This is a genomic window from Bradyrhizobium sp. USDA 4474 (assembly GCF_054057515.1).
The window spans coordinates 1,858,992-1,879,665 of the sequence record NZ_JBSRZJ010000002.1; the positions used below are offsets into that span (position 1 = coordinate 1,858,992).

The 20,674-nt window shown below is 64.4% G+C and carries 12 protein-coding genes; 7 read left to right on the forward strand and 5 right to left on the reverse strand.

Annotation, left to right across the window (positions count from 1 at the left end):
* Positions 1-4 precede the first annotated feature (4 nt).
* The 5 genes from treS to treY are packed head-to-tail and all read left to right on the forward strand — an operon-like array spanning position 5 to position 12,056.
* On the forward strand, positions 5-3,295 hold the full coding sequence (gene treS, locus ACVW16_RS10620; RefSeq protein ID WP_456736090.1) for a maltose alpha-D-glucosyltransferase: 3,291 nt from the start codon (positions 5-7) through the stop codon (positions 3,293-3,295).
* Entirely contained in the window at positions 3,288-5,435 is a 2,148-nt protein-coding gene (gene glgB / locus ACVW16_RS10625) for a 1,4-alpha-glucan branching protein GlgB (RefSeq protein WP_456736091.1), read from the forward strand. Before treS ends, glgB begins: the two co-directional genes overlap by 8 nt.
* Positions 5,436-5,438: 3 nt before the next feature.
* A complete protein-coding gene (gene glgX, locus ACVW16_RS10630; RefSeq protein ID WP_456802349.1) occupies positions 5,439-7,517 on the forward strand; it encodes a glycogen debranching protein GlgX in 2,079 nt (692 codons plus the stop codon).
* Entirely contained in the window at positions 7,514-9,271 is a 1,758-nt protein-coding gene (gene treZ / locus ACVW16_RS10635) for a malto-oligosyltrehalose trehalohydrolase (protein ID WP_456736092.1), read from the forward strand. Before glgX ends, treZ begins: the two co-directional genes overlap by 4 nt.
* A 1-nt stretch (position 9,272) precedes the next feature.
* On the forward strand, positions 9,273-12,056 hold the full coding sequence (gene treY, locus ACVW16_RS10640; protein WP_456736093.1) for a malto-oligosyltrehalose synthase: 2,784 nt from the start codon (positions 9,273-9,275) through the stop codon (positions 12,054-12,056).
* A 3-nt stretch (positions 12,057-12,059) separates the two neighbouring features.
* Here treY and ACVW16_RS10645 read toward each other — a convergent pair whose 3' ends face one another.
* The gene (locus tag ACVW16_RS10645; protein ID WP_456736094.1) at positions 12,060-12,377 is read right to left on the reverse strand and encodes a polyhydroxyalkanoic acid system family protein; all 318 of its coding nucleotides are present in this window, start codon (positions 12,375-12,377) and stop codon (positions 12,060-12,062) included.
* A gap of 181 nt (positions 12,378-12,558) precedes the next feature.
* Here ACVW16_RS10645 and ACVW16_RS10650 point away from each other — a divergent pair, with 181 nt between their 5' ends.
* On the forward strand, positions 12,559-12,723 hold the full coding sequence (locus ACVW16_RS10650) for a DUF3309 family protein (protein ID WP_084298933.1): 165 nt from the start codon (positions 12,559-12,561) through the stop codon (positions 12,721-12,723).
* Positions 12,724-12,836: 113 nt separating this feature from the next.
* On the opposite strand, the gene ligD is transcribed toward ACVW16_RS10650, so the two are convergent.
* On the reverse strand, positions 12,837-15,500 hold the full coding sequence (gene ligD, locus ACVW16_RS10655) for a DNA ligase D (protein ID WP_456736095.1): 2,664 nt from the start codon (positions 15,498-15,500) through the stop codon (positions 12,837-12,839).
* Between the two features lie 117 nt (positions 15,501-15,617).
* Between ligD and ku the strand changes: the two genes are divergently transcribed.
* Positions 15,618-16,502, forward strand: a complete 885-nt coding sequence (ku, locus tag ACVW16_RS10660) for a non-homologous end joining protein Ku (protein WP_456699193.1) — start codon at positions 15,618-15,620, stop codon at positions 16,500-16,502.
* A 107-nt stretch (positions 16,503-16,609) separates the two neighbouring features.
* On the opposite strand, the gene ACVW16_RS10665 is transcribed toward ku, so the two are convergent.
* From ACVW16_RS10665 to ACVW16_RS10675, 3 genes are read right to left on the reverse strand one after another with little or no spacing between them, the layout of a single operon-like run.
* Positions 16,610-17,299 (reverse strand): response regulator, encoded by a 690-nt coding sequence (locus ACVW16_RS10665; protein ID WP_456699194.1) that lies wholly within the window; start codon positions 17,297-17,299, stop codon positions 16,610-16,612.
* Entirely contained in the window at positions 17,296-20,019 is a 2,724-nt protein-coding gene (locus tag ACVW16_RS10670; RefSeq protein WP_456736096.1) for a DUF4118 domain-containing protein, read from the reverse strand. The genes ACVW16_RS10665 and ACVW16_RS10670 overlap by 4 nt, the downstream gene beginning before the upstream one ends.
* Before the next feature lie 40 nt (positions 20,020-20,059).
* Positions 20,060-20,665, reverse strand: coding sequence for a K(+)-transporting ATPase subunit C (locus ACVW16_RS10675; RefSeq protein ID WP_456699196.1), 606 nt, complete (start codon positions 20,663-20,665; stop codon positions 20,060-20,062).
* Between the last annotated feature and the right edge of the window lie 9 nt (positions 20,666-20,674).

Consider the following 20,674-nt stretch of genomic DNA (forward strand, 5'->3'; position numbering starts at 1 on the left):
CGCCATGAATGTACTGTCTTCCGTCGACACCCAGAAAGCCGAGGCCGCCGAGGTCGTGGATGAGCTGTGGTACAAGGATGCGATCATCTACCAGCTCCACGTCAAGGCCTTTGCCGACAGCAACAATGACGGCATCGGCGATTTCGTCGGGCTGACCGAGAAGCTGCCCTATCTGCAGGACCTCGGCGTGACCGCGCTGTGGCTGCTGCCATTCTACCCCTCGCCCGGCCGCGACGACGGCTACGACATCGGCGACTACGGCTCCATCAATCCCGATTTCGGGACGATGAAGGATTTCAAGCGCTTCATCCAGGAAGCGCAGAAGCGCGGCCTGCGCGTCATCACCGAGCTCGTCATCAACCACACCTCCGACCAGCATAACTGGTTCAAGCGCGCGCGCCGCAGCCCCGCAGGCTCGAGCGCCCGCAACTGGTACGTCTGGAGCGACACCGACCAGAAATACCAGGGCACGCGGATCATCTTCACCGACACCGAAAAGTCGAACTGGACCTGGGATCCCGAGGCCGGCGCGTTCTACTGGCACCGCTTCTTCTCGCACCAGCCCGATCTCAATTTCGACAATCCTCGCGTCGTCAGCGCAATCATCCAGGTGATGAAGCGCTGGCTCGACGCCGGCGTCGACGGCTTCCGCCTGGACGCCATTCCCTATCTCTGCGAGCGCGAGGGCACCTCCAACGAGAACCTGCCCGAGACGCATGCGATCATCAAGCGCCTGCGCCAGGAACTCGACGCCTATTCCAAGGGCAAGCTGTTGCTGGCCGAGGCCAATCAGTGGCCCGAAGACGTGCAGGAATATTTCGGCCGCGGCGACGAATGCCAGATGGCCTACCACTTCCCACTGATGCCGCGCATCTACATGGCGATCGCGCAGGAGGACCGCTTCCCGATCACCGACATCCTGCGCCAGACGCCGGACATTCCCGCGAGCTGCCAGTGGGCGCTGTTCCTGCGCAACCATGACGAGCTGACGCTGGAGATGGTCACCGACGTCGAGCGCGATTATCTCTGGACCACCTACGCCAACGATCCCCGCGCCCGCATCAATGTCGGCATTCGCCGGCGGCTTGCGCCGCTGATGGACAACGACCGCCGCAAGATCGAGCTGATGAATTCGCTGCTGCTGTCATTTCCCGGCACGCCGATCATCTATTACGGCGACGAGATCGGGATGGGCGACAACATCTATCTCGGCGACCGCAACGGCGTGCGCACGCCGATGCAGTGGAGCCCCGACCGCAACGGCGGATTCTCCCGCGCCGATCCGGCCCGCCTCTATGCGCCGCCGATCATGGATCCGGTCTACGGCTACGATTCGGTCAACGTGGAGGCGCAGTCGCGCAGCCTGTCGTCGCTGCTCAGCGCCACCAAGCGGCTGATTTCCGTGCGCAAGTCGACGCTCGCCTTCGGCCGCGGCACCATGACCTTCATCCGCCCGGCCAACCGCGCCGTGCTGGCCTATGTCCGGCAATATGGCGACGAGGTGATCCTCTGCGTCGCCAATCTGTCGCGCGCGGCGCAAGCCACCGAGCTCGACCTGTCGCCGTGGAAAGATCGCATCCCGCAGGAGATGCTCGGCCGCACCCGCTTCCCCGCGATCGGGGAGGTGCCATACATGATCACGCTGGGACCCTACGGCTTCTACTGGTTCCAGCTCCAGGAGCGTGACAAGTCCGAGCCGGTCGTGCCGCGGGCGGTGCCGGAATTCGAGACGCTGGTGGTCCCCGTCAACTCGAACTGGGTTTCGCTCGCCCGCGAGCGCGGCGTGTTCGAGCGTGACGTTCTGCCGGGTTTCCTGTCGCGGACACGCTGGTATCCCGAGCACAATCCCAAGCACATCAAGGCAACGCTGACCTCGGCGGTGCCGTTCAGCGACATCGGCGACAACAGGCCCTGGATCGCGTTCTTCGAGACGGCGCAGGCCGACATCACGACGCGTTATGTGCTGCCGATGCAGATCGAGTGGGTACGGTTCGACCGCGAGCGCTTCAACCCGAAGGCGCTCGCCGCCGTGCGCCAGGGTGCGCGCGAAGGCACGCTGCTCGACGTCGCGACCGACCAGATCTTCATTGGCCTGTTCCTGCGAGGCTTGTCGCAGAACCTGGTCGTGGACGAGAACAATCTGCGGCTCGAATTCAAGGCCACCAGCCGGTTCGCCGAATACACCATCAAGGAGCCCGCCCGCATCCGCGCCGTCGAGCAGTCGAACAGCACGGCGCTGGTCGACAATCAGTATGTGGCCAAGATCCATCGCCGGCTCGAGAGCGGCATCAATCCCGAGATCGAGATCGGTCACTACCTCACTGAAGTTGCCCGCTTTGCCAACGCGCCGGCGCTGCTCGGCAGCGTCGAGCTGGTCGAAGGCGATACCCACAGCGCGATCGGCGTTCTGCATGCCTATGTCGAGAACCAGGGCGATGGCTGGGCAGTGACGACGGGCTATCTGGACCGCTACATCGATGAGCAGCGGTTAGGGCCGGTGGGCGAGATGCCCCGGGTGACCCAGGAGCAGGCGCCCTATCTGCACTTCATGGCGCAGATCGGACGGCGTCTCGCCGAACTGCACATGGCGCTCGCGGCCGCCAAGACGACCGACCTCGCCCCCGAAACGATCGGCCCTGCGGATGTCAAGCGTTGGACATCCGAGCTCAAGGGACGCGCCGAGCGGGTGTTCGAGCGCCTTGCCGACATCAGGGACGGCCTGCGCGAGGGCGACCGGCCCCTGATCGACCGGCTGGTGGCGGTGCGCGCGACCGTGCCGAACCATATCAACGCGCTCTTGCCATCCGGCATCGGCGGGTTGAACATCCGTCATCATGGCGACTTCCGGCTCGGGCAAACTCTGATTGTGAAGGACGACATCTTCATCATCGATTTCGACGGCGATCCGCATGTTACGTTGGCCGACAGGCGCCGCAAGCTGCCTGCCGCGCGCGACGTCGCCGGCCTGGTCCGCTCGATTGATCTTTCGGTTAACGCGGCGCTTCACCGCGCCCTGTCGGGTGCCAGTGACGAACAGGGCCGGCTTGCCGCCGCGCTCCGCGAATGGCGCGAACATGCCACCTCGACCTTCTTGACCGCCTACCGCGAGGCCATGACCGATCGCCGGATCTGGCCGCAACAGAGGCACGCTGCGGAAAACATGTTAAGGTATTTCCTGCTTGATCAAGCGTTCGACGAAGTAGAGTACGAGCTGTCCCACCGGCCGGAGGGGCTCAATGGGGCGCTGACCGGGCTGCTTCGCATTTTGTCCAATGAGAGCGAAGCCCATGCCTAAACTGCCAGCCGAGGCCTACGCGATCATCGAGGGCCGCCATTCCGACCCCTTCCACTATCTCGGGCTGCATCCGGAGGGCGACAAGAGCGTGGTACGGGCCTTCCTGCCCGATGCTTCCAATGTCGAAGCGGTCGGCGAGCACGGCGAGGTCGCAAAGCTCGATCGCGTCCACGCTTCCGGTCTGTTCATCGGCCCCCTGCCCAATGGCTCCAAGCACTACCAGCTCCGCGCCAAGTTCGGCGACAACGTCGTCGAATTCGAGGACGCCTACCGCTTTCCGCCGATCCTGAGCGATTTCGACCTCTATTTGCTCGGCGAAGGCACGCACCAGCGCCTTTACGACAAGCTCGGCGCGCATCCGATGCGGCTGCAGGGCATCGACGGCATCGGCTTCGTCGTGCTGGCGCCGAACGCGCGGCGCGTGTCGGTGGTCGGCGATTTCAACTTCTGGGACGGCCGGCGCCATCCGATGCGGGTGCGCGGCGCCGGTTATTGGGAATTGTTCATTCCGCACGCCAAGCCCGGCGATCACTACAAGTTCGAGATCATCGGCCCGCACGGCCATCTGCTGCCGCTGAAATCCGATCCCATGGCATTCGCGAGCGAGCTGCGGCCGAAGACGGCTTCCATCGTGTTCGACGAGGCGCATTTGCCGCGGCCGCGCCCGGCGCCTGACGGCATCAATGCGCTGTCGGCGCCGATGTCGATCTACGAGGTTCATCTCGGCTCATGGCGGCGCAAGGACGGCAATGAATGGCTGACCTATCGCGAGCTCGCCGAGCAGCTCCCGGCCTATGCCCGCGACATGGGCTTTACCCACCTCGAATTCCTGCCCGTGAGCGAGCATCCGTTCGACGGCTCCTGGGGCTATCAACCGACCGGCCTGTATGCGCCGACCAGCCGCTTCGGCAGGCCGGAGGATTTCGCCGCGCTGATCGATGCCTGCCACCGCGAGGGCATCGGCGTGCTGCTCGACTGGGTGCCGGGTCACTTCCCTGACGATCCGCATGGGCTCGGCAGCTTCGACGGCACGTCGCTCTACGAGCACGCCAATCCCCTGCAGGGCCGCCACCTCGACTGGGGCACGCTGATCTACAATTACGGCCGGACCGAAGTGACGAATTTCCTGGTGTCGAACGCGCTGTTCTGGCTGGAGCGCTACGCCATCGACGGCCTGCGCGTCGATGCGGTCGCGTCCATGCTCTATCTCGACTACAGTCGCCCGCCCGGCGCCTGGATTCCGAACCAGTATGGCGGCCGCGAGAACATCGAGGCGATCAACTTCCTGCGCCGCTTCAACACCGAGCTGTTCGCACGCTTTCCGCAGGCGACCACGGCGGCGGAAGAATCCACGGCGTGGCCGCAGGTCTCGCGCCCGGTCGAATTCGGCGGGCTCGGCTTCGGCTACAAGTGGAACATGGGCTGGATGCACGACACGCTGAACTACATCAGCAAGGATCCCATCCACCGCAAGCATCATCACGGCGACATCCTGTTCGGCCTGCACTACGCGTTCTCCGAAAACTTCATCTTGCCGCTGTCGCATGACGAGGTCGTGCACGGCAAACGCTCGCTGCTCGGCCGCATGCCCGGCGACGAATGGCAGCGCTTTGCCAATTTGCGCGCCTATTACAGCTTCATGTTCGGTCATCCCGGCAAGAAGCTGCTTTTCATGGGCGGCGAGATCGCTCAGAGCCGGGAGTGGAATCACGACCAGTCACTCGACTGGCACCTGCTCGAATACAAGTACCATTCCGGCATCCAATCCCTGATCCGCGACCTCAACCGGCTCTACCGCGCGGTGCCGGCGCTGCACCAGATGGATTGCGACCATGCCGGCTTCGAATGGCTAATCACCGATGATGCCAACCGCAACGTCTTTGCCTGGCTGCGCAAGGGCTTTGACGAGCACGCGCGATGTCTCGTGGTCACGAACTTCTCGCCCAACGTTTATCGCAACTATCGCGTTCCGGTACCCTTCGCCGGCAAGTGGAAGGAAGTGTTCAATTCGGACTCCGCCCATTACGGCGGAACCAATGTCGGGAACGTCGGCGAGGTGCAAACCCTCGAAGGCAAGGCACCCGAGCTTCGCCTCACCATTCCGCCGCTCGCCGCGATCTTCCTCGTTCCGGAAGGCTGACCGATGCGCCTGACTGCTGGATCGCCCGCACGCCTCGGCGCAAGCTGGGACGGACGCGGCACCAATTTCGCGTTGTTCTCCGCCAATGCGCAGAAGGTCGAGCTCTGCCTGTTCGACGCGCAGGGGCGCCGTGAGCTCGAACGCATCGAGCTGCCTGAAAGAACCGAGGACGTCTGGCATGGCTATCTCAACGACGTCTCGCCGGGACAGCTCTACGGCTACCGCGTGCACGGCCCCTACGAGCCAGAGCACGGCCACCGCTTCAATGCCAACAAGCTGCTGCTCGACCCCTACGCCAAGCGGCTCGCCGGACGCCTGGTCTGGAGCGATGCGCATTTCGCCTATCGCACCGGCTCGGCGCGGGAGGACCTGTCGTTCGACCGCCGCGACAATGCGCGCGGCATGCCCAAGGCGGTCGTGGTCGACGAGACATTCAACTGGGGCCGGCGCGAGATCCGGCCCCACGTCGCCTGGGAAGACACGATCATCTACGAAGCCCACGTCAAGGGCCTGACGCAGAAGCGCGACGACGTGCCGCCGAATCTACGCGGCACCTATGGCGGGCTGTCGTCGCCGGCGATGATCGAGCACCTGAAGAAGCTCGGCGTCACCACGATCGAGCTGCTGCCCATCCACAGCTTCGTCGACGATCGCATCCTGGTCGAGAAGAAGCTCGCCAATTACTGGGGCTACAACACGTTGTCCTTCTTCGCGCCGGAGCAGCGCTACGCCCAGGACAACGCGCTCGATTCCTTCCGCACCACGGTGGCGCGGCTCCACGATGCCGGCATCGAGGTCATGCTCGACGTCGTCTACAACCACACCGCCGAGGGCAATCACCTCGGGCCGACGCTTTGCTATCGTGGCATCGACAACGCCTCCTATTACTGGCTGAGCCGCGAGAACCCGCGCTACTACGACGACTTCACCGGCTGCGGGTCGTCCGTGAACCTCACCCATTCGCGCGTGCTGCAGATGGTGATGGATTCGCTACGCTACTGGGTCGAGGTCTGCCACGTCGACGGCTTCCGCTTCGACCTCGCAACCACGCTTGCGCGCGGGCCCAACGGATATGATCGCGGCATCTCGTTCCTGACTGCGATCCGGCAGGACCCGGTGCTCGCCACCGTCAAGCTCGTCGCAGAACCGTGGGACCTGGGCCTCGGCGGCTATCAGGTCGGCGCATTCCCATCGCAATGGTCGGAATGGAATGATCGCTATCGCAGCGCGATGCGCCGCTACTGGAGCGGCGAAGGCAGCCTGATCGGCGATATCTCCAGCCGCATGACGGCGTCCTCCGACCTGTTCAACCATGACGGTCGGCGGCCCCGCGCCAGCATCAACCACATCACCGTGCATGACGGTTTCACCCTCGCCGACCTCTTCAGCTACAATGAGAAGCACAACGAGGCCAATGGCGAGGACAATCGCGACGGCTCCAACGACAACCACAGCAACAATTGCGGCGTCGAGGGCCCGACCGACGATCCCGCCATCCTCGCGCTGCGGCGGCAGCTGCGCAAGAACGTGCTGGCCTGCCTGATGCTGGCGCAGGGCATCCCGCTGATCCTCGCCGGCGACGAGGTCGGCAACACGCAATCCGGCAACAACAATGCCTATTGTCAGGACAACGAGATCGGCTGGGTCGGCTGGGACAATCTCGGCAAGGACGGCGACGACATGATCGACTTCGTCTCCCATCTGACCGGCATCCGCAACCGTTTCTCCCAGCTTCGCAGCCATCGCTGGCTCGACGGTCGGCCGAAGGATGGCATCTCCTATGGTGCTTTATGGCTGACGCCTGAAGGCAACGAGATGACGGAAAGCGACTGGACCTTCCCGGACGGGCGCTTCCTCTCTTATGTGGTGGGCCCCGTGGAACCGGGCAGCGCGGCGATCTTTATCGTACTGAACGCCGCCCCCGAAGAGATCGCATTCAAATTGCCAAAGATGCCCGAATACAAGAGCTGGCAGCAAATCCTGAACACGACCGATGCCAAGCTGAACAGCACTGACTTCCTGCCCGGGAGCGACAGCAAGGCGCCGCCGCGTTCCGTGCTCGCCTTTACGGGGGCGCTATGAGACCATCCTTCGGGGCGAAGCCGACCAACGACGGCGTGTCGTTCCGTTTGTGGGCGCCCGGCGCGCGTCGCGTCGATCTGCTGCTCGAGGGGCGACATGCCATGCAGCGCCGGCAGGATGGCTGGTATGTCGCTGAGATTGCGGGCCTTCCTGCTGGCAGCTCCTACAAGTTCAGGATCGACGACGAGATCGATGTGCCGGATCCGGCCTCCGCCTTCCAGCCCGAGGACGTCTCCGGCCCGAGCGAGGTGATCGACCACGACGCCTTTGCGTGGCGCGCCAAGGATTGGCGCGGTCGCCCCTGGGAAGAGACGGTGCTGATCGAGGCCCATGTCGGCACCTTCACGCGCGATGGCACCTATCGCGCCATGATCGACAAGCTCGATCATCTCGTGAGGACCGGCATCACGGCGCTGGAGCTGATGCCGCTCGCCGACTTCGCCGGGCGTCGCGGCTGGGGCTATGACGGAGTGCTCTGGTACGCGCCCGACAGCGCCTATGGCCGCCCCGAGGAGCTGAAGACGCTGATCGACGAGGCGCATCAGCGCGGGCTGATGGTCTTCCTCGACGTCGTCTATAATCATTTCGGCCCCGAGGGGAATTATCTCGGCCGCTATGCGCCCGATTTCTTCACCGACGCACACACGCCCTGGGGCAGCATCATCGACTACCGCGTGCCGCAGGTGCGGGCCTTTGCCGTCGAGAATGCACTCTCCTGGCTCACCGATTATCGCTTTGACGGCTTAAGGCTCGATGCCGCGAACCACATCATGGCGGTCCCCGGCGAGCAGTCGTCGATGCTGCAGGACCTCAGCGTCGCCGCCGGCGAGCTCGCCAAGGCCACCGGCCGCCACATCCATCTCGTGCTGGAGAATGGCGACAACCGCGCCAGCCTGCTCGATGCCGCGCAGGAGCCGCCAAACGGTAAATATCGCGCGCAGTGGAACGACGACTATCACCACGTTTGGCACGTCATGCTGACCGGCGAGCACAACGGCTACTATGCCGACTACCAGACGCCGCGCATGGATCTGGCGCGCACGCTCGCGTCCGGCTTCGTCTATCAGGGCGAGATATCGGAATTCTGGGGGAAGAAGCCGCGCGGCGAGCCGAGCGGCGATCTGCCGCCGGCAACCTTCGTCAATTTCCTGCAAAACCACGACCAGATCGGCAACCGCCCGTTCGGCGACCGGCTGGAGAGCCTGGCCTCGCCCGAGCAAATCGACGCCGCGCTCGCGGTGACGCTGCTCGCACCGATGGTGCCGATGCTGTTTCAGGGCGAGGAATGGGGCTCGAAGGTGCCCTTCCCGTTTTTCTGCGATTTTCAGGGCGGCCTCGCGGACGCCGTGCGCAAGGGGCGCAAGAAGGAATATGCCTGGGCCTATGAGAAATACGGCGAGGAAGTGCCCGACCCGCTCGATCCGGCCACAGCGCAATCGGCCGTGCTTGATTGGACCGGCCACACCCCGGACCAGGACGCGCGGCTCGCGCGCGTGCGCGACCTGCTCGCAGTTCGCCGCAAGGAAATCATGCCGCGGCTGAACGGGGCAAGCTTCGGTGCTGCCGAGGCAGCAGACAGCGGCCTCCTCACCGCGCATTGGCGCATGGGCGATGGCACGACGCTGCGGCTCACCGCAAATCTGTCGGACAAGGCTATCGCGCTTTCCAACGACAATGCCGGCACGCCGATCTGGGGCGGCGCGACCGGTGACCGGCTTCCGCCCTGGTCGGTGGTCTGGCATCTCGGAGGTTGATATGCCTTCGGCGATTCCGCTCGCAACTTACCGGCTCCAGCTGACTGCGGACTTCGACTTCGACAAGGCCGCCGCGGTGGTGCCTTACCTGAAGGCGCTGGGGATCACACACCTCTATGCCTCGCCGTTGATGAAGGCCCGCAAGGGCTCGACTCACGGCTACGACACGGTCGATCACAGCCAGTTCAATCCCGAGCTCGGCGGCGAGGCCGGCTTTGCACGGCTGAGCGAGGCGCTGGCCCAGCACGACCTCGGCCTCATCATCGATTTCGTGCCGAACCATGTCGGCGTGCACTTTGCAGACAATCCCTGGTGGCTCGACGTGCTGGAATGGGGCCAGGCCTCGCCCCACGCGGCCTCATTCGATATCGATTGGGATCAGCTGGCCTTCCGTGCCCGCGGCGGCGTGCTGCTGCCGATCCTCGGCTCGTCTTACGGCGAGGCACTCGAGCGCGGCGAGATCGAGCTACGCTACGATCCCGATGAGGGCAGCCTTTCCGCCTGGTATTTCGAGCACCGCCTGCCGATCGCGCCGGAGCGCTATGGCGAGATCTTGCGGATGATCGTGAAGGAAGCGGACGCTGCCGATACGGTCGCCGGCAAACGCCTGCTCTCGCTCGCCGCACACTACACGGGCTTGCGCCGTCCCAACCGCAAGGAAGCGCCCGCCTTCAAGTCGGAACTGAAGGAGATCGCTGGCAGCGCCGACATCATCACCCACGGCCTAGCGGCATATCGTGCGGCCAAGGACCGCCCGGCGCAAACGCTGGCGCTGCATCATCTGCTCGAGCGGCAGCATTACAAGCTCGGCCATTGGCGGCTCGCCTCGAGCGACATCAACTATCGCCGCTTCTTCGACGTCAACGGGCTCGCAGGCCTGCGCGTCGAGGACGCGAGCACGTTTGCCGCCACGCACCGGCTGGTGAAGCAGCTCGTCGCCGAGGGAAAGCTGCAGGGCATCCGCCTCGATCACATCGATGGCCTGCGCGACCCCGCTCAATATTGCCAACGATTGCGCCGGCTGGTGCGCGATGCGCAAGGCAACACCAAGCCATTCTACACGGTGATCGAAAAAATCCTGTGCGAGCACGAAAAACTGCCGCACTTCGCCGGCGTCCAGGGCACCACCGGATACGAGTGGATGAATGCCATCACCCAGGTGCTGGTGGATGCGAAGGGGCTGGAGGCGCTGGACGAGACCTGGCGGCAGATCAGCAACCGCTCGCCGCAGCTCGGACCCTACGTCAAGGAGGCCAAGCGGCGCGTGCTGGAGACGCTGCTCACCAGCGAATTCACCGTGCTGACGCGCCTGCTCGCACGCATCGCCAACGGCCATTATTCGACCCGCGACTTCTCCGCCGACAGTTTGCGGCAGGCACTCGAATTGTACGTGCTGCATTTTCCGGTTTACCGCACTTATCTGACGCACAGCGGCCCGACGGTGCTCGACCGAAAGCTGATCGATGACACCATCGAACGCGCCCGCGCGGAGTGGTTCGCCGCCGATGAAGGCATCTTCGAGTTCCTGCATGATGCCCTGACCATGGACCTGCTCAAGCCCGGCCGCCCGCCACACAGCGCTCCCCGCGTGCGCCGCTTTGCGCTGAAGGTGCAGCAGTTCACCGGGCCCGTCATGGCGAAGTCGCTGGAGGACACCGCATTCTACCAATTCCACCGGCTGCTGGCGCTGAACGAGGTCGGCGGCGATCCTGCCAGCAAAGGCCTCGCAATTCTCGCCTTCCACGCAGCGATGCGCGCCCGCGCCAAGGAATGGCCGCAAGGGATGACGGCGACCGCGACCCACGACACCAAGCGCGGCGAGGATGCGCGTGCGCGCATCGCGGCGCTCAGCGAAATCCCCGGCGAATGGACCAGCGCGGTGGCGCGCTGGAAGGTGCTGAACGCGTCGCACCTTGCCCTCAACGGCAATCTGCGCGCGCCGTCGACGACGTTCGAATACATGCTCTACCAGACCCTGCTCGGCGCCTGGCCGCTGCAAGGCCCGAATGCGAGCTTCGTCGAGCGAATCCAGGCCTATGCACTCAAGGCGGCGCGCGAGGGCAAGGAGGAGACGAGCTGGCTCAATCCGCATGAGGCGTATGAGAACGGGGTGAAAAGCTTTATCGAGAAGATTCTCGATCCGGCGCTGTCAGGTGAATTCCTGGATGCGCTGCAGACGCTTGGCCGCCGCGTCGCACAGCTCGGTGCGCTGAACTCGCTGAGCCAGCTCACGCTGAAGGCGACGCTCCCCGGCGTTCCCGATTTTTACCAGGGCACCGAATATTGGGACCTCTCGCTGGTTGATCCCGACAATCGCCGCCCCGTGGATTTTGTCGCGCGCAGCGCGGCATTGACGTCGCTGGACGCGCCGGACTGGAATAGACTGATCAAGAGCTGGCCGGATGGCGAGCTCAAGCTGGCCTGGACACGGCACCTGCTCAAGCTGCGCAACGCGCGCGCCGACGTCTTCGCGCAAGGCGACTACCAGCCGCTGGAGGTGCGCGGCGCGCACGCCGGCCATGTCATCGCCTTCGCCCGCCAGCACGGCCGTGATGCGGTGATCGTCGTGGTCGGGCGGCAGTTCGCGCCCTTCACGCAAGCAGGTCGGGAATGGCCTGCGTTTGACAGCTTCGACGCTACTGTCGACATCAGCGGTTACCAGGCGCCGGGCCTTGCCGGCAACGAATTGCCCGTGGCTCAGGTTTTTCGCGATCTACCCGCGGGCATCATCGAAGCCCGCACCAAAAGCCAGGCCAAATCGCTCCGCCAGCGCGCCCTCGCCTGACCCTCACTTCCCGTCGCCCTTGGTCAACAGCAACTGCCCGCGCTTGCGGATGGTCGCCTGCGCCATCTCGGCAAAGCGCTGCAGCAGCCACGGCAACACGACCTGCACCGCGACATGGTCGTCGGTGACATCGACCTGCCCGCTCGCGATCTGCCCGAGCGCGCGGATGCGAAAATTCATGGTGTCCCCGTTCCAGCGCTCCTCCTCGACCTGCATCACGGGAATGCTGGCCGCGGCACGACCGAGCCCGGTCTTGAGCCGGCGCACCGCCTCCTCGCGGCCGAGACGATGCGGAATGGAGACGACAAGTGGTGCTGACATGGCCTCTGCCCTGTGGTGACGGATCCTCACATAGTCATGCCGGCCGGACGGTCAAAGGTTCCATGCAAGTTGAACCTGTCGTCGCGTTTCAAATCTGGAACTTTAGAACCTGCGGCAAGTTGCCCCCCGCATATCGGACAGATGCAACGACCCTTTCAACAAAGGGCTGGAGGAGATTCGCATGTCTATCGGTACAATCATTCTGATCATTTTGGTCATCGCGCTGCTCGGCGGCTTCAGTGGCATCGGCGGCGGCCCGTTCTACGGCACCGGCTATTACGGCGGCGGCGGCCTTGGGCTCGTCATCATCATTCTGCTGATCCTGCTGCTGATGGGACGAATCTAGGCAGGCCGTCATTTCCGGAGCGCGCACAAGCGTGAACCCGGAATCTCGCACCACAAATCTCTGGATTCCGGGTTTGCGCTCGGCGCAGCCCGGGATGACCTTTTGGAAAGCACCTATTTCGTCCCCGCCAGCTTCTTCATCGCCGCCTTGATCGAGGTGGCCGCATCGTCATAGCCCTCCCAGGCTTTCGAGCGCGCCAGCAGGCCCGGCACCGTCCGCACCGTATATCGCTTCGGATCGAGATCGCTCTTCACCTGCGCCCAGGTCAATGGCATCGACACCGTGGCACCGGCACGCGCACGCGGAGATAGCGGCGCCACCGCCGTCGACATCCGATCATTGCGCAGGTAGTCGAGGAAGATCTTCCCGTTGCGCAGCTTCTTGGACATGTTGAGCAGATAGCGCTCGGGATCGTCATCGGCCATCCACTGGCAGACGCCTTGTGCGAACGCCTTCGCCTCTTTCCAGCTCACCTTGTCGCGCGCGCCGTGAAGCAGCGGCACCACCAGGTGTAGCCCCTTGCCGCCGGTGGTCTTGCAAAAACTCTCCATCCCGACATCGACCAGCCGCTGGCGCATCTCCTTGGCGGCGTCCACGACCTCGGTAAACTTGACGTCCGGCGCGGGATCGAGATCGAACACCAGTCGGCCCGGCGTGTCATAAGCGTCGGGTGCACAATTCCAGGGATGCAGCTCGACGCCGCCGATCTGTGCGACCGCGGCGAGCCCCTCGACGCGATCGATCTGCAGGTAAGGCTTGCGATCGCCCGAGACTCTTGCGAGCTCGAGCAGGTTCGACGTGCCCTGCATGGCATGGCGCTGGAAGAAGCACTCTCCTTTGATGCCATCGGGCGCACGGATCAGCGAGCATGGCCGGCCCTTGAGGTGCACGATCATCCATTCGCCGACGGCCTCGAGATAGCGCGCAAGGTCGAGCTTGGTGACCGGAGCCCCCTCTCCGTCGTCAGGCCAGAGCTCCTTGTCAGGCTTGGAAATAACGACGCCCATCACTTCGGCGGTGCCGGTCGTCTTCGATGACTTGTCAGCCTGCGGCGCGACGCGCTTCCGGGCGGAGGGCTTTGCCAGCTTGGTATCGGCAGGCGTCTCCGCCTGGACCTCCTCGGCCGGCTTGTCCTGCCGCAGGCCCTTGAAGGCTGCCTGGCGGATATTGCCGTCGGCGGTGAAACCGGCGAATTCGATTTCGGCCACGAGCTCCGGCTTGAGCCAGTGCACGTCGCGGGTCTTTTTCGGCGCATTCTTGCCGCCGAAGGGACTTTCCTTGGCCTCCACGGCCTTCAGCGCCGGCATGATCCGAGCGACCTTGTCGGCGCCAAAACCAGTCCCGACCATGCCGACAAAGGCGAGATGGTCGCCACGATGCACACCCGCCATCAGCGAACGGAATTTTCCGTTGGTGGTCTTGTAGCCGCCGATCACGACCTCATGGCCCGCGCGGCATTTCGCCTTGGTCCAGCTCTCCGTGCGGCCCGAACGGTAGGGTGCGTCGAGCTTCTTCGACACCACGCCTTCGAGCTCGAGCTTGCAGGCCGATTGCAGCACCGCATCGCCGCCGCTCTCGAAATGCTCGACATAGCGGATCTGGCTCGACTTCTTCCTGCGCGCCTCCAGCAATTCCTTCAGCCGGTCCTTGCGGTCGCTGAGCGGCAGACGGCGATAGTCGAGGCCCTCGGCAAACAGCAGATCGAAGGCGAAGAAAATCAGGTTCTCGGTCTTGCCGTCGGACAGCGCGGCCTGGAGCGAGGAGAAGTTCGGCGCGCCGTTGTGGTCGAGCGCGACGATCTCGCCGTCGATGAGCACATCCGGCAGCGCGCCCGCCTCCTTCGCGATCGACGCGAACTTATCGGTCCAGTCGAGGCCCTTGCGGGTCTTCAGCGTCGCCTCTCCGTCCTCGACGCGGAGCTGCACACGGTAGCCGTCGAATTTGATCTCATGGCACCAGCCATCGGCTGCAGGCGGCCGCTCGACCGAGGTGCAGAGCTGCGGCGCGACGAAGTCCGGCATCTCCGAGACCTTCTTGGCCGTTGTCGCGGTCGTCGCCTTCGTATTCGAGGTCTTGGCGCTCTTCAAAGCGGCCCGCGGCGCCGGCTTGAGCGTGCGCCCCTTGGTCTCCTCGGCGCGATTGGATTGCCAGACCGCATCGGCCTTGCCCTTCGTTCCCTTTGCCAGCATGAACGGCTTGGGCGCCCGCCCCTTGCCCCCGGCGATCTGGTCCATGGCGCGCCCGGAGGCCACGGACTTGTCCTCGGCCAGGATATCCTCGTCCTCGCTGGCATAGTCGTCGCGGTGCTTGATCAGGAGCCAGTTGGTGCGTTTCTCGCTGCCGCGGTTACGCATGCGCACCAGCACCCAGCTGCCATGCAGCTTTTCGCCATGCAGGGTGAACTTGAGGTCGCCCTTCCTGAAGCCGGCTTCGGGATCATCGGACTCCCAGGTGCCGCGGTCCCACAGCATCACCGTGCCGCCGCCATATTGTCCTTCCGGAATGGTGCCTTCGAAATCGCCATAGTCGAGGGGATGGTCCTCGACTTCCACCGCCAGTCGCTTGTCCTGCGGATTGAGCGATGGACCCTTCGTCACCGCCCAGGACTTGAAGACGCCGTCGAACTCAAGCCTGAGGTCGTAGTGCAGCCGGGTTGCATCATGTTTCTGGATCACGAAACGCCGCTGTTCTGACGGCGCAACTGCCGCCTTGCCCGACGGCTCGGGCGTCTTTTCGAAATCACGCTTCTTTCGATAGGTGGAGAGTTTTTGCAGCACGACCCGTCCCGCTTCACTTTCGGCATTCAGCCTATCACTGCCAAAGTCCCGCCCGGAACCAAAACCCCGGAGGTCGGTTGGAGTTCCTGAAAGGCCTTGAAATCACTGGAGAATGGAATGGCTCCGCGCGCCTATTGGAAGGGAACGTTGAAGCTGTCGCTGGTCAGCTGCCCGGTCGTGCTTTATCCGGCCACGACGGCGGCCGAGAAGACGCGGTTTCACCTGATCAACCGCGAGACCGGCAACCGCCTCAAGCAGCAGATGATCGACTCCGAGACCGGCGACGTCGTGGAGAGTGACCAGAAGGGCCGCGGCTATGAGCTCTCCAAGGGCAAATATGTCGAGATCGAGCCGGAGGAGCTCGAGGCGGTGCAAATCGAGAGCAACCACACCATCGACATCGAGAGCTTCGTGCCGAGCGAGGAGATCGACCAGCGCTATCTCAATCACCCCTATTACATCGCGCCCGACGGCAAGGCCGCGATCGACGCCTTTGCCGTGATCCGCGACGCCATGAAGGACCAGGATCGCGTCGCGCTCGCCAAGATCGTGCTGACGAACCGCGAGCACATCATCGCGATCGAACCGCTCGGCAAGGGCCTGCTCGGCACCACACTGCGCTTCCCATATGAGCTGCGCGACGAGCACGAATTTTTTGGCGACATCAAGAACCCGAAGATCACCAAGGACATGGTCGAGCTCGCCGGCCACATCCTGCACACCAAGGCCGCGCATTTCGATCCGAGCGAGTTCAAGGACGAATACGAGACCGCCCTGAAGTCATTGGTGAAGCGCAAGGCGAGCGGCAAGACGATCGAGCTGCCGGAGCCGGAGCAACGCCCCAGCAATGTCGTCAGCCTGATGGACGCGCTGAAGCAGAGCCTGAAGGGGCGGGCTGCGAAGAAGACGACGGCGAAGTCGCATCCGCGGCGTGCGACCGGGCGGCACCGTCCTGCGAAGAAGGCGCATCGTTCCACGGCGCGGCACAGGAAGGCCGGGTAGCTCCGCATCATCGCGAGCGCAGCGAGGCAATCCAGACGAGGGACCCTGGATTGCCTCGCTGCGCTCACAATCACGATGTGGATAGAGCATCGCTCCCGATAGGAACGTCAATCCGCCGCCTTCAGCCGGTACCCGATTCCCGTCTCGGTCAGCACGTATTGCGGCCGCTCCGGATCGGCTTCGATCTTCTGGCGCAGTTGGCGAACATAGACGCGCAGATATTGCGCATCCGTCAGTTCGTCCCAGAGCTCCTTGAGCAGGAAGCGATGGGTCAGCACCTTGCCGGCGTGCTGCACCAGCACGCGCAGCAGGTCGTATTCCTTCGGCGACAGCTTGACCTCGCGCTCGCCGAGCTTGACGATGCGACGAACGAGATCGACCGAGAGATCGCCGGTGCGGAACACCGGCCGCTCGCCCTGCACCTGAAGCTGGTGCCGCAGCGCGGCGCGCAGGCGCGCCAAAAGCTCGTCCATCCCGAATGGCTTGGTCAGATAATCATCGGCGCCGAGGTCGAGCGCCTGGACCTTGCCGGCCTCGTCGCCGCGGCTCGACAGCACGACTATCGGCACACTGTCATGGCGGGCACGGATGGTGCGCAGCAACTCATGGCCTTGAATGTCGGGCAGGCCGAGATCGAGGATGATCAGCGCGGGCTCCTCGGCGAGCTTCTCCAGCGCGATCTTGCCGTTCGATGCCTCCAGGATCTCGTAGCCCTGCGTTGAAAGCCCCATCCGCAGCAATTTGCGGATCGGCGGCTCGTCGTCGATCACCAGGACCTTGATCGGGGCAGCGCTCATGCGGCGGTATCCAATGCTTGGGTCTGTGCTGGGACCGGCAGACGGATGGTGAGAACCGCACCGCTGCGATCGCTGCGATTGGCTGCCGTGATCGTGCCGCGCATCGCCTCGACGAAGCCGCGGGAGATCGCAAGCCCAAGCCCGGTGCCGGGGCGAACATGGTCGCCCTTCTGCACGCGGTAGAACTTGTCGAACACGCTCTCGACCTCGTCGGCCGGGATGCCGGCGCCTTCGTCGGCGATCTCAAGCACCACCTGATCGTGCTCGCGCCGGCTCTTGATCGCAATCATGGTTTCGGGCGGCGAATACTTTGCCGCATTGTCGAGCAGGTTGAACAGCACCTGCTCGAACAGCACGGCATCGAGCTCGAGCATGGGAAGATCGGCGGCGAGGACCAGCTCGACCTTGTGCGCGGCCAATATCTTGGACGCCCGCCGCAGAGCGCTGCCCACGATCTCGCCGAGATCGTGCAGCGCCGTGTTGGGCACGATGGCACCGGATTCGAGCTTGGTCATGTCGAGCAGATTGGCGATGAAGCGGTTGAGGCGCTCGGACTCGTCGATCACGGTCGCGAGCAGATCGCGCTTCTCGGTGTCGGACAGTGCGCCGGCGAGATCGCGCATGGTCGAGGCCGCGCCCAGCACGGAAGCAAGTGGCGTCTTCAGATCGTGTGAGATCGAGGTCAGCAGCGCCGAGCGCAGGCGTTCGGATTCCACCGTGCGTTTGACGCGATCCATGTCCTCGACCAGCAGCACGCGCTCGATCGCGAGAGCGCCTTGGTCGACCAGCGCATCCAGCAGCCGGCGCTGGTCCGGTGTCAGCAAAGGGCCAGTACGGTCGTCGTCGATACCGATGACGCCGATCGGGCCGCGCCCGGTGCGCATCGGCAGGAACAGGCGCTTGGCGCCCGGCAGCGTATCCGAACCGCGGCCGGCGGAGCGGTCATTGCTCCAGGCCCAGTTGGCGGCGGCGAGGTCGGCCTGGTCGAGCTGATCTTCCGGCGGATAGCCTGACTTCACGGTCAAAAGCCCGTCCTCCGGCAGCAACAGGACGACGCGGACCTTCAGCATCAGCGCGATCTGATAGGCCGAGGCCCACAGCACGTCATCGAGCGTCGCCGTGCCGGCAAGCTTGCGGCTGAAGGCATAGAGCTGCTCGGTGGTCCTGATGCGGCCGATCGCGGTGTCGGCCTGCGTGCGCACGCGTGCGGCGACGTTCGAGACCAGGATCGCGATCAGCATGAAGAAGAAGAACGCCGCGACGTTGGTCGGATCGGTGATGGTGAAGGTGTAGACCGGCGGCAGGAAGAAAAAATTATAGGCGAGCGAGGCCGCCAGGCTCGCGAGCAGCGACGGCCAAAGGCCGTAGCGCACTGCGACCGCAACCACGGCCGTGAGCAGCACGAGGTCGACGTTCTCGATGCCGAAGCGAGGCTGGAGCAACTCTGCGGCGCCAAGGCCGACCAGCACGACGCCGAGCGATTTCAGATAGGGCAGCGGATTGAACGGCTCGGCCCGCGCCGCGGTCTGCACCGCCGTCTTCGGCACCGCCTCGTCCGTCAGCTCGTCGCCGGGAATGACGTGAACGCTGATATTGCCGGCGCGCCGCACCAGGTCGTGCACGACAGACCCGCGCGTCATCTCGAACCAGCGCGAGCGGGTCGATTTTCCGATCACGATCTGGGTGACGTTGTTGCCTTGCGCGAAATTGATGACGTCGTCGGCGATGCGGCGACCGACGGCGGGAATGGTCAGCGCCTCGCCGCCGAGCGATTCCGCGAGCCGCAGCGTGTCCGCCAGCCGGTCACGCTCCTGCTCGGAGAGCTGGAGGGAGCGCCGGGTCTCGATCGAGATCGCCGTGAACTGTGCATGCAGCCGGTCGGCCAGCCGCTTGGTGTAGCGCACCAGGCCTGCCGCGCGGGGATCCTCGCTGACGCAGACGAGGATGCGCTCGCCGGCGGCCCAGGGCCCGGCGATGGCGTTTGCCTGCATGTGAGTGAGCAGCTGCTCGTCGACCCGCTCGGCCGTGCGCCGCAGCGCGAGTTCGCGCAGCGCGGTCAGATTGCCCGGCGAGAAGTAATGCTCGAGCGCCCGCTCGGCCTGCTTGGGGACATAGACCTTGCCTTCACGCAGGCGCTGGATCAGGTCGTCGGGCGTGAGGTCGATCAGCTCGATCGCGTCGGCGCGGTCGAAGATCGAATCCGGTACGGTCTCCCGGACCCGCACATGGGTGATCTGGGCGACGACGTCGTTCAGGCTCTCGATGTGCTGGATGTTGACGGCGGTGTAGACGTCGATGCCGTTGGAGAGCAGTTCCTCGACGTCGAGATAACGCTTGGGATGGCGGCTCCCGGCGGCATTGGTGTGGGCGAGCTCGTCGACCAATGCGATCTTCGGTCGCCGCTCGATCACGGCATCGAGGTCCATTTCCTCCACGATCTGGCCGCGATAGTCGAGCCGCTTGCGCGGGACCACCTCGAGCCCGCGAACCAGCGCCTCAGTCTCGGCCCGGCCATGGGTCTCGACAAAGCCGACCACGACATCGATGCCGGCCTTGCGCCTGGCATGGGCGCTTTGCAGCATCTCGTAGGTCTTGCCGACACCGGGGGCGGCGCCGACGAAGATCTTCAGCTTGCCGTTCGCGCTCTCCTCCCGGCGCGCGGCTTCCAGCAGCGCCTCCGGCGACGGTCGTTGTTCGGGATCGCGGCGCTGTTGAACCATCAGGCCAATATAATCATCCTGATATTCCCGGCATAGAGCGCTACTTCGTGGAAGCACGATCCAGCGCGAGATTCAGCGCCAGAACGTTAACCCTGGGTTCGCCAAGCAGGCCGAACAGACGGCCCTGGGTGTTGGCGGCGACGAGCTGCTTCAGTTGGTCCTCCGACATGCTCCGCGCCTTGGCGACGCGCGCGACCTGGAATTCCGCCGCCGCAGGGGAGATATCAGGATCAAGTCCGCTGGCCGAGGTCGTGACAAGATCGACCGGCACCGCGGCATTCGGGTTCTCGGCCTTAAGCCTCTCCACGTCCTCCTTCAGCCGGTCGGCCAGCGCCTTGCTGGTCGGGCCGAGATTGGAGCCTCCGGAATTGGCGGCGTTGTAGGGCGCCGGGACCGTCTTGCTCGAATCATTGGGGTCCGGCGCCAGCGTCGCCGAGGGACGGCCGCGGAAATATTTGTCGTCCTTGAATTCCTGCCCGATGAGGGCGGAGCCGATCACCTTGCCGTCCTTCTCGATCAGGCTGCCTTGCGCCTTGGCGGGAAAGATCGCGCCGGCAATGCCGGTCATGGCGAGCGGATAGGCGAGGCCCGTGATGGCGGTGAGCACCAGCAGGAGGACGATGGCGGGGCGGATTTCTCTGAGCATGTTGGGGCT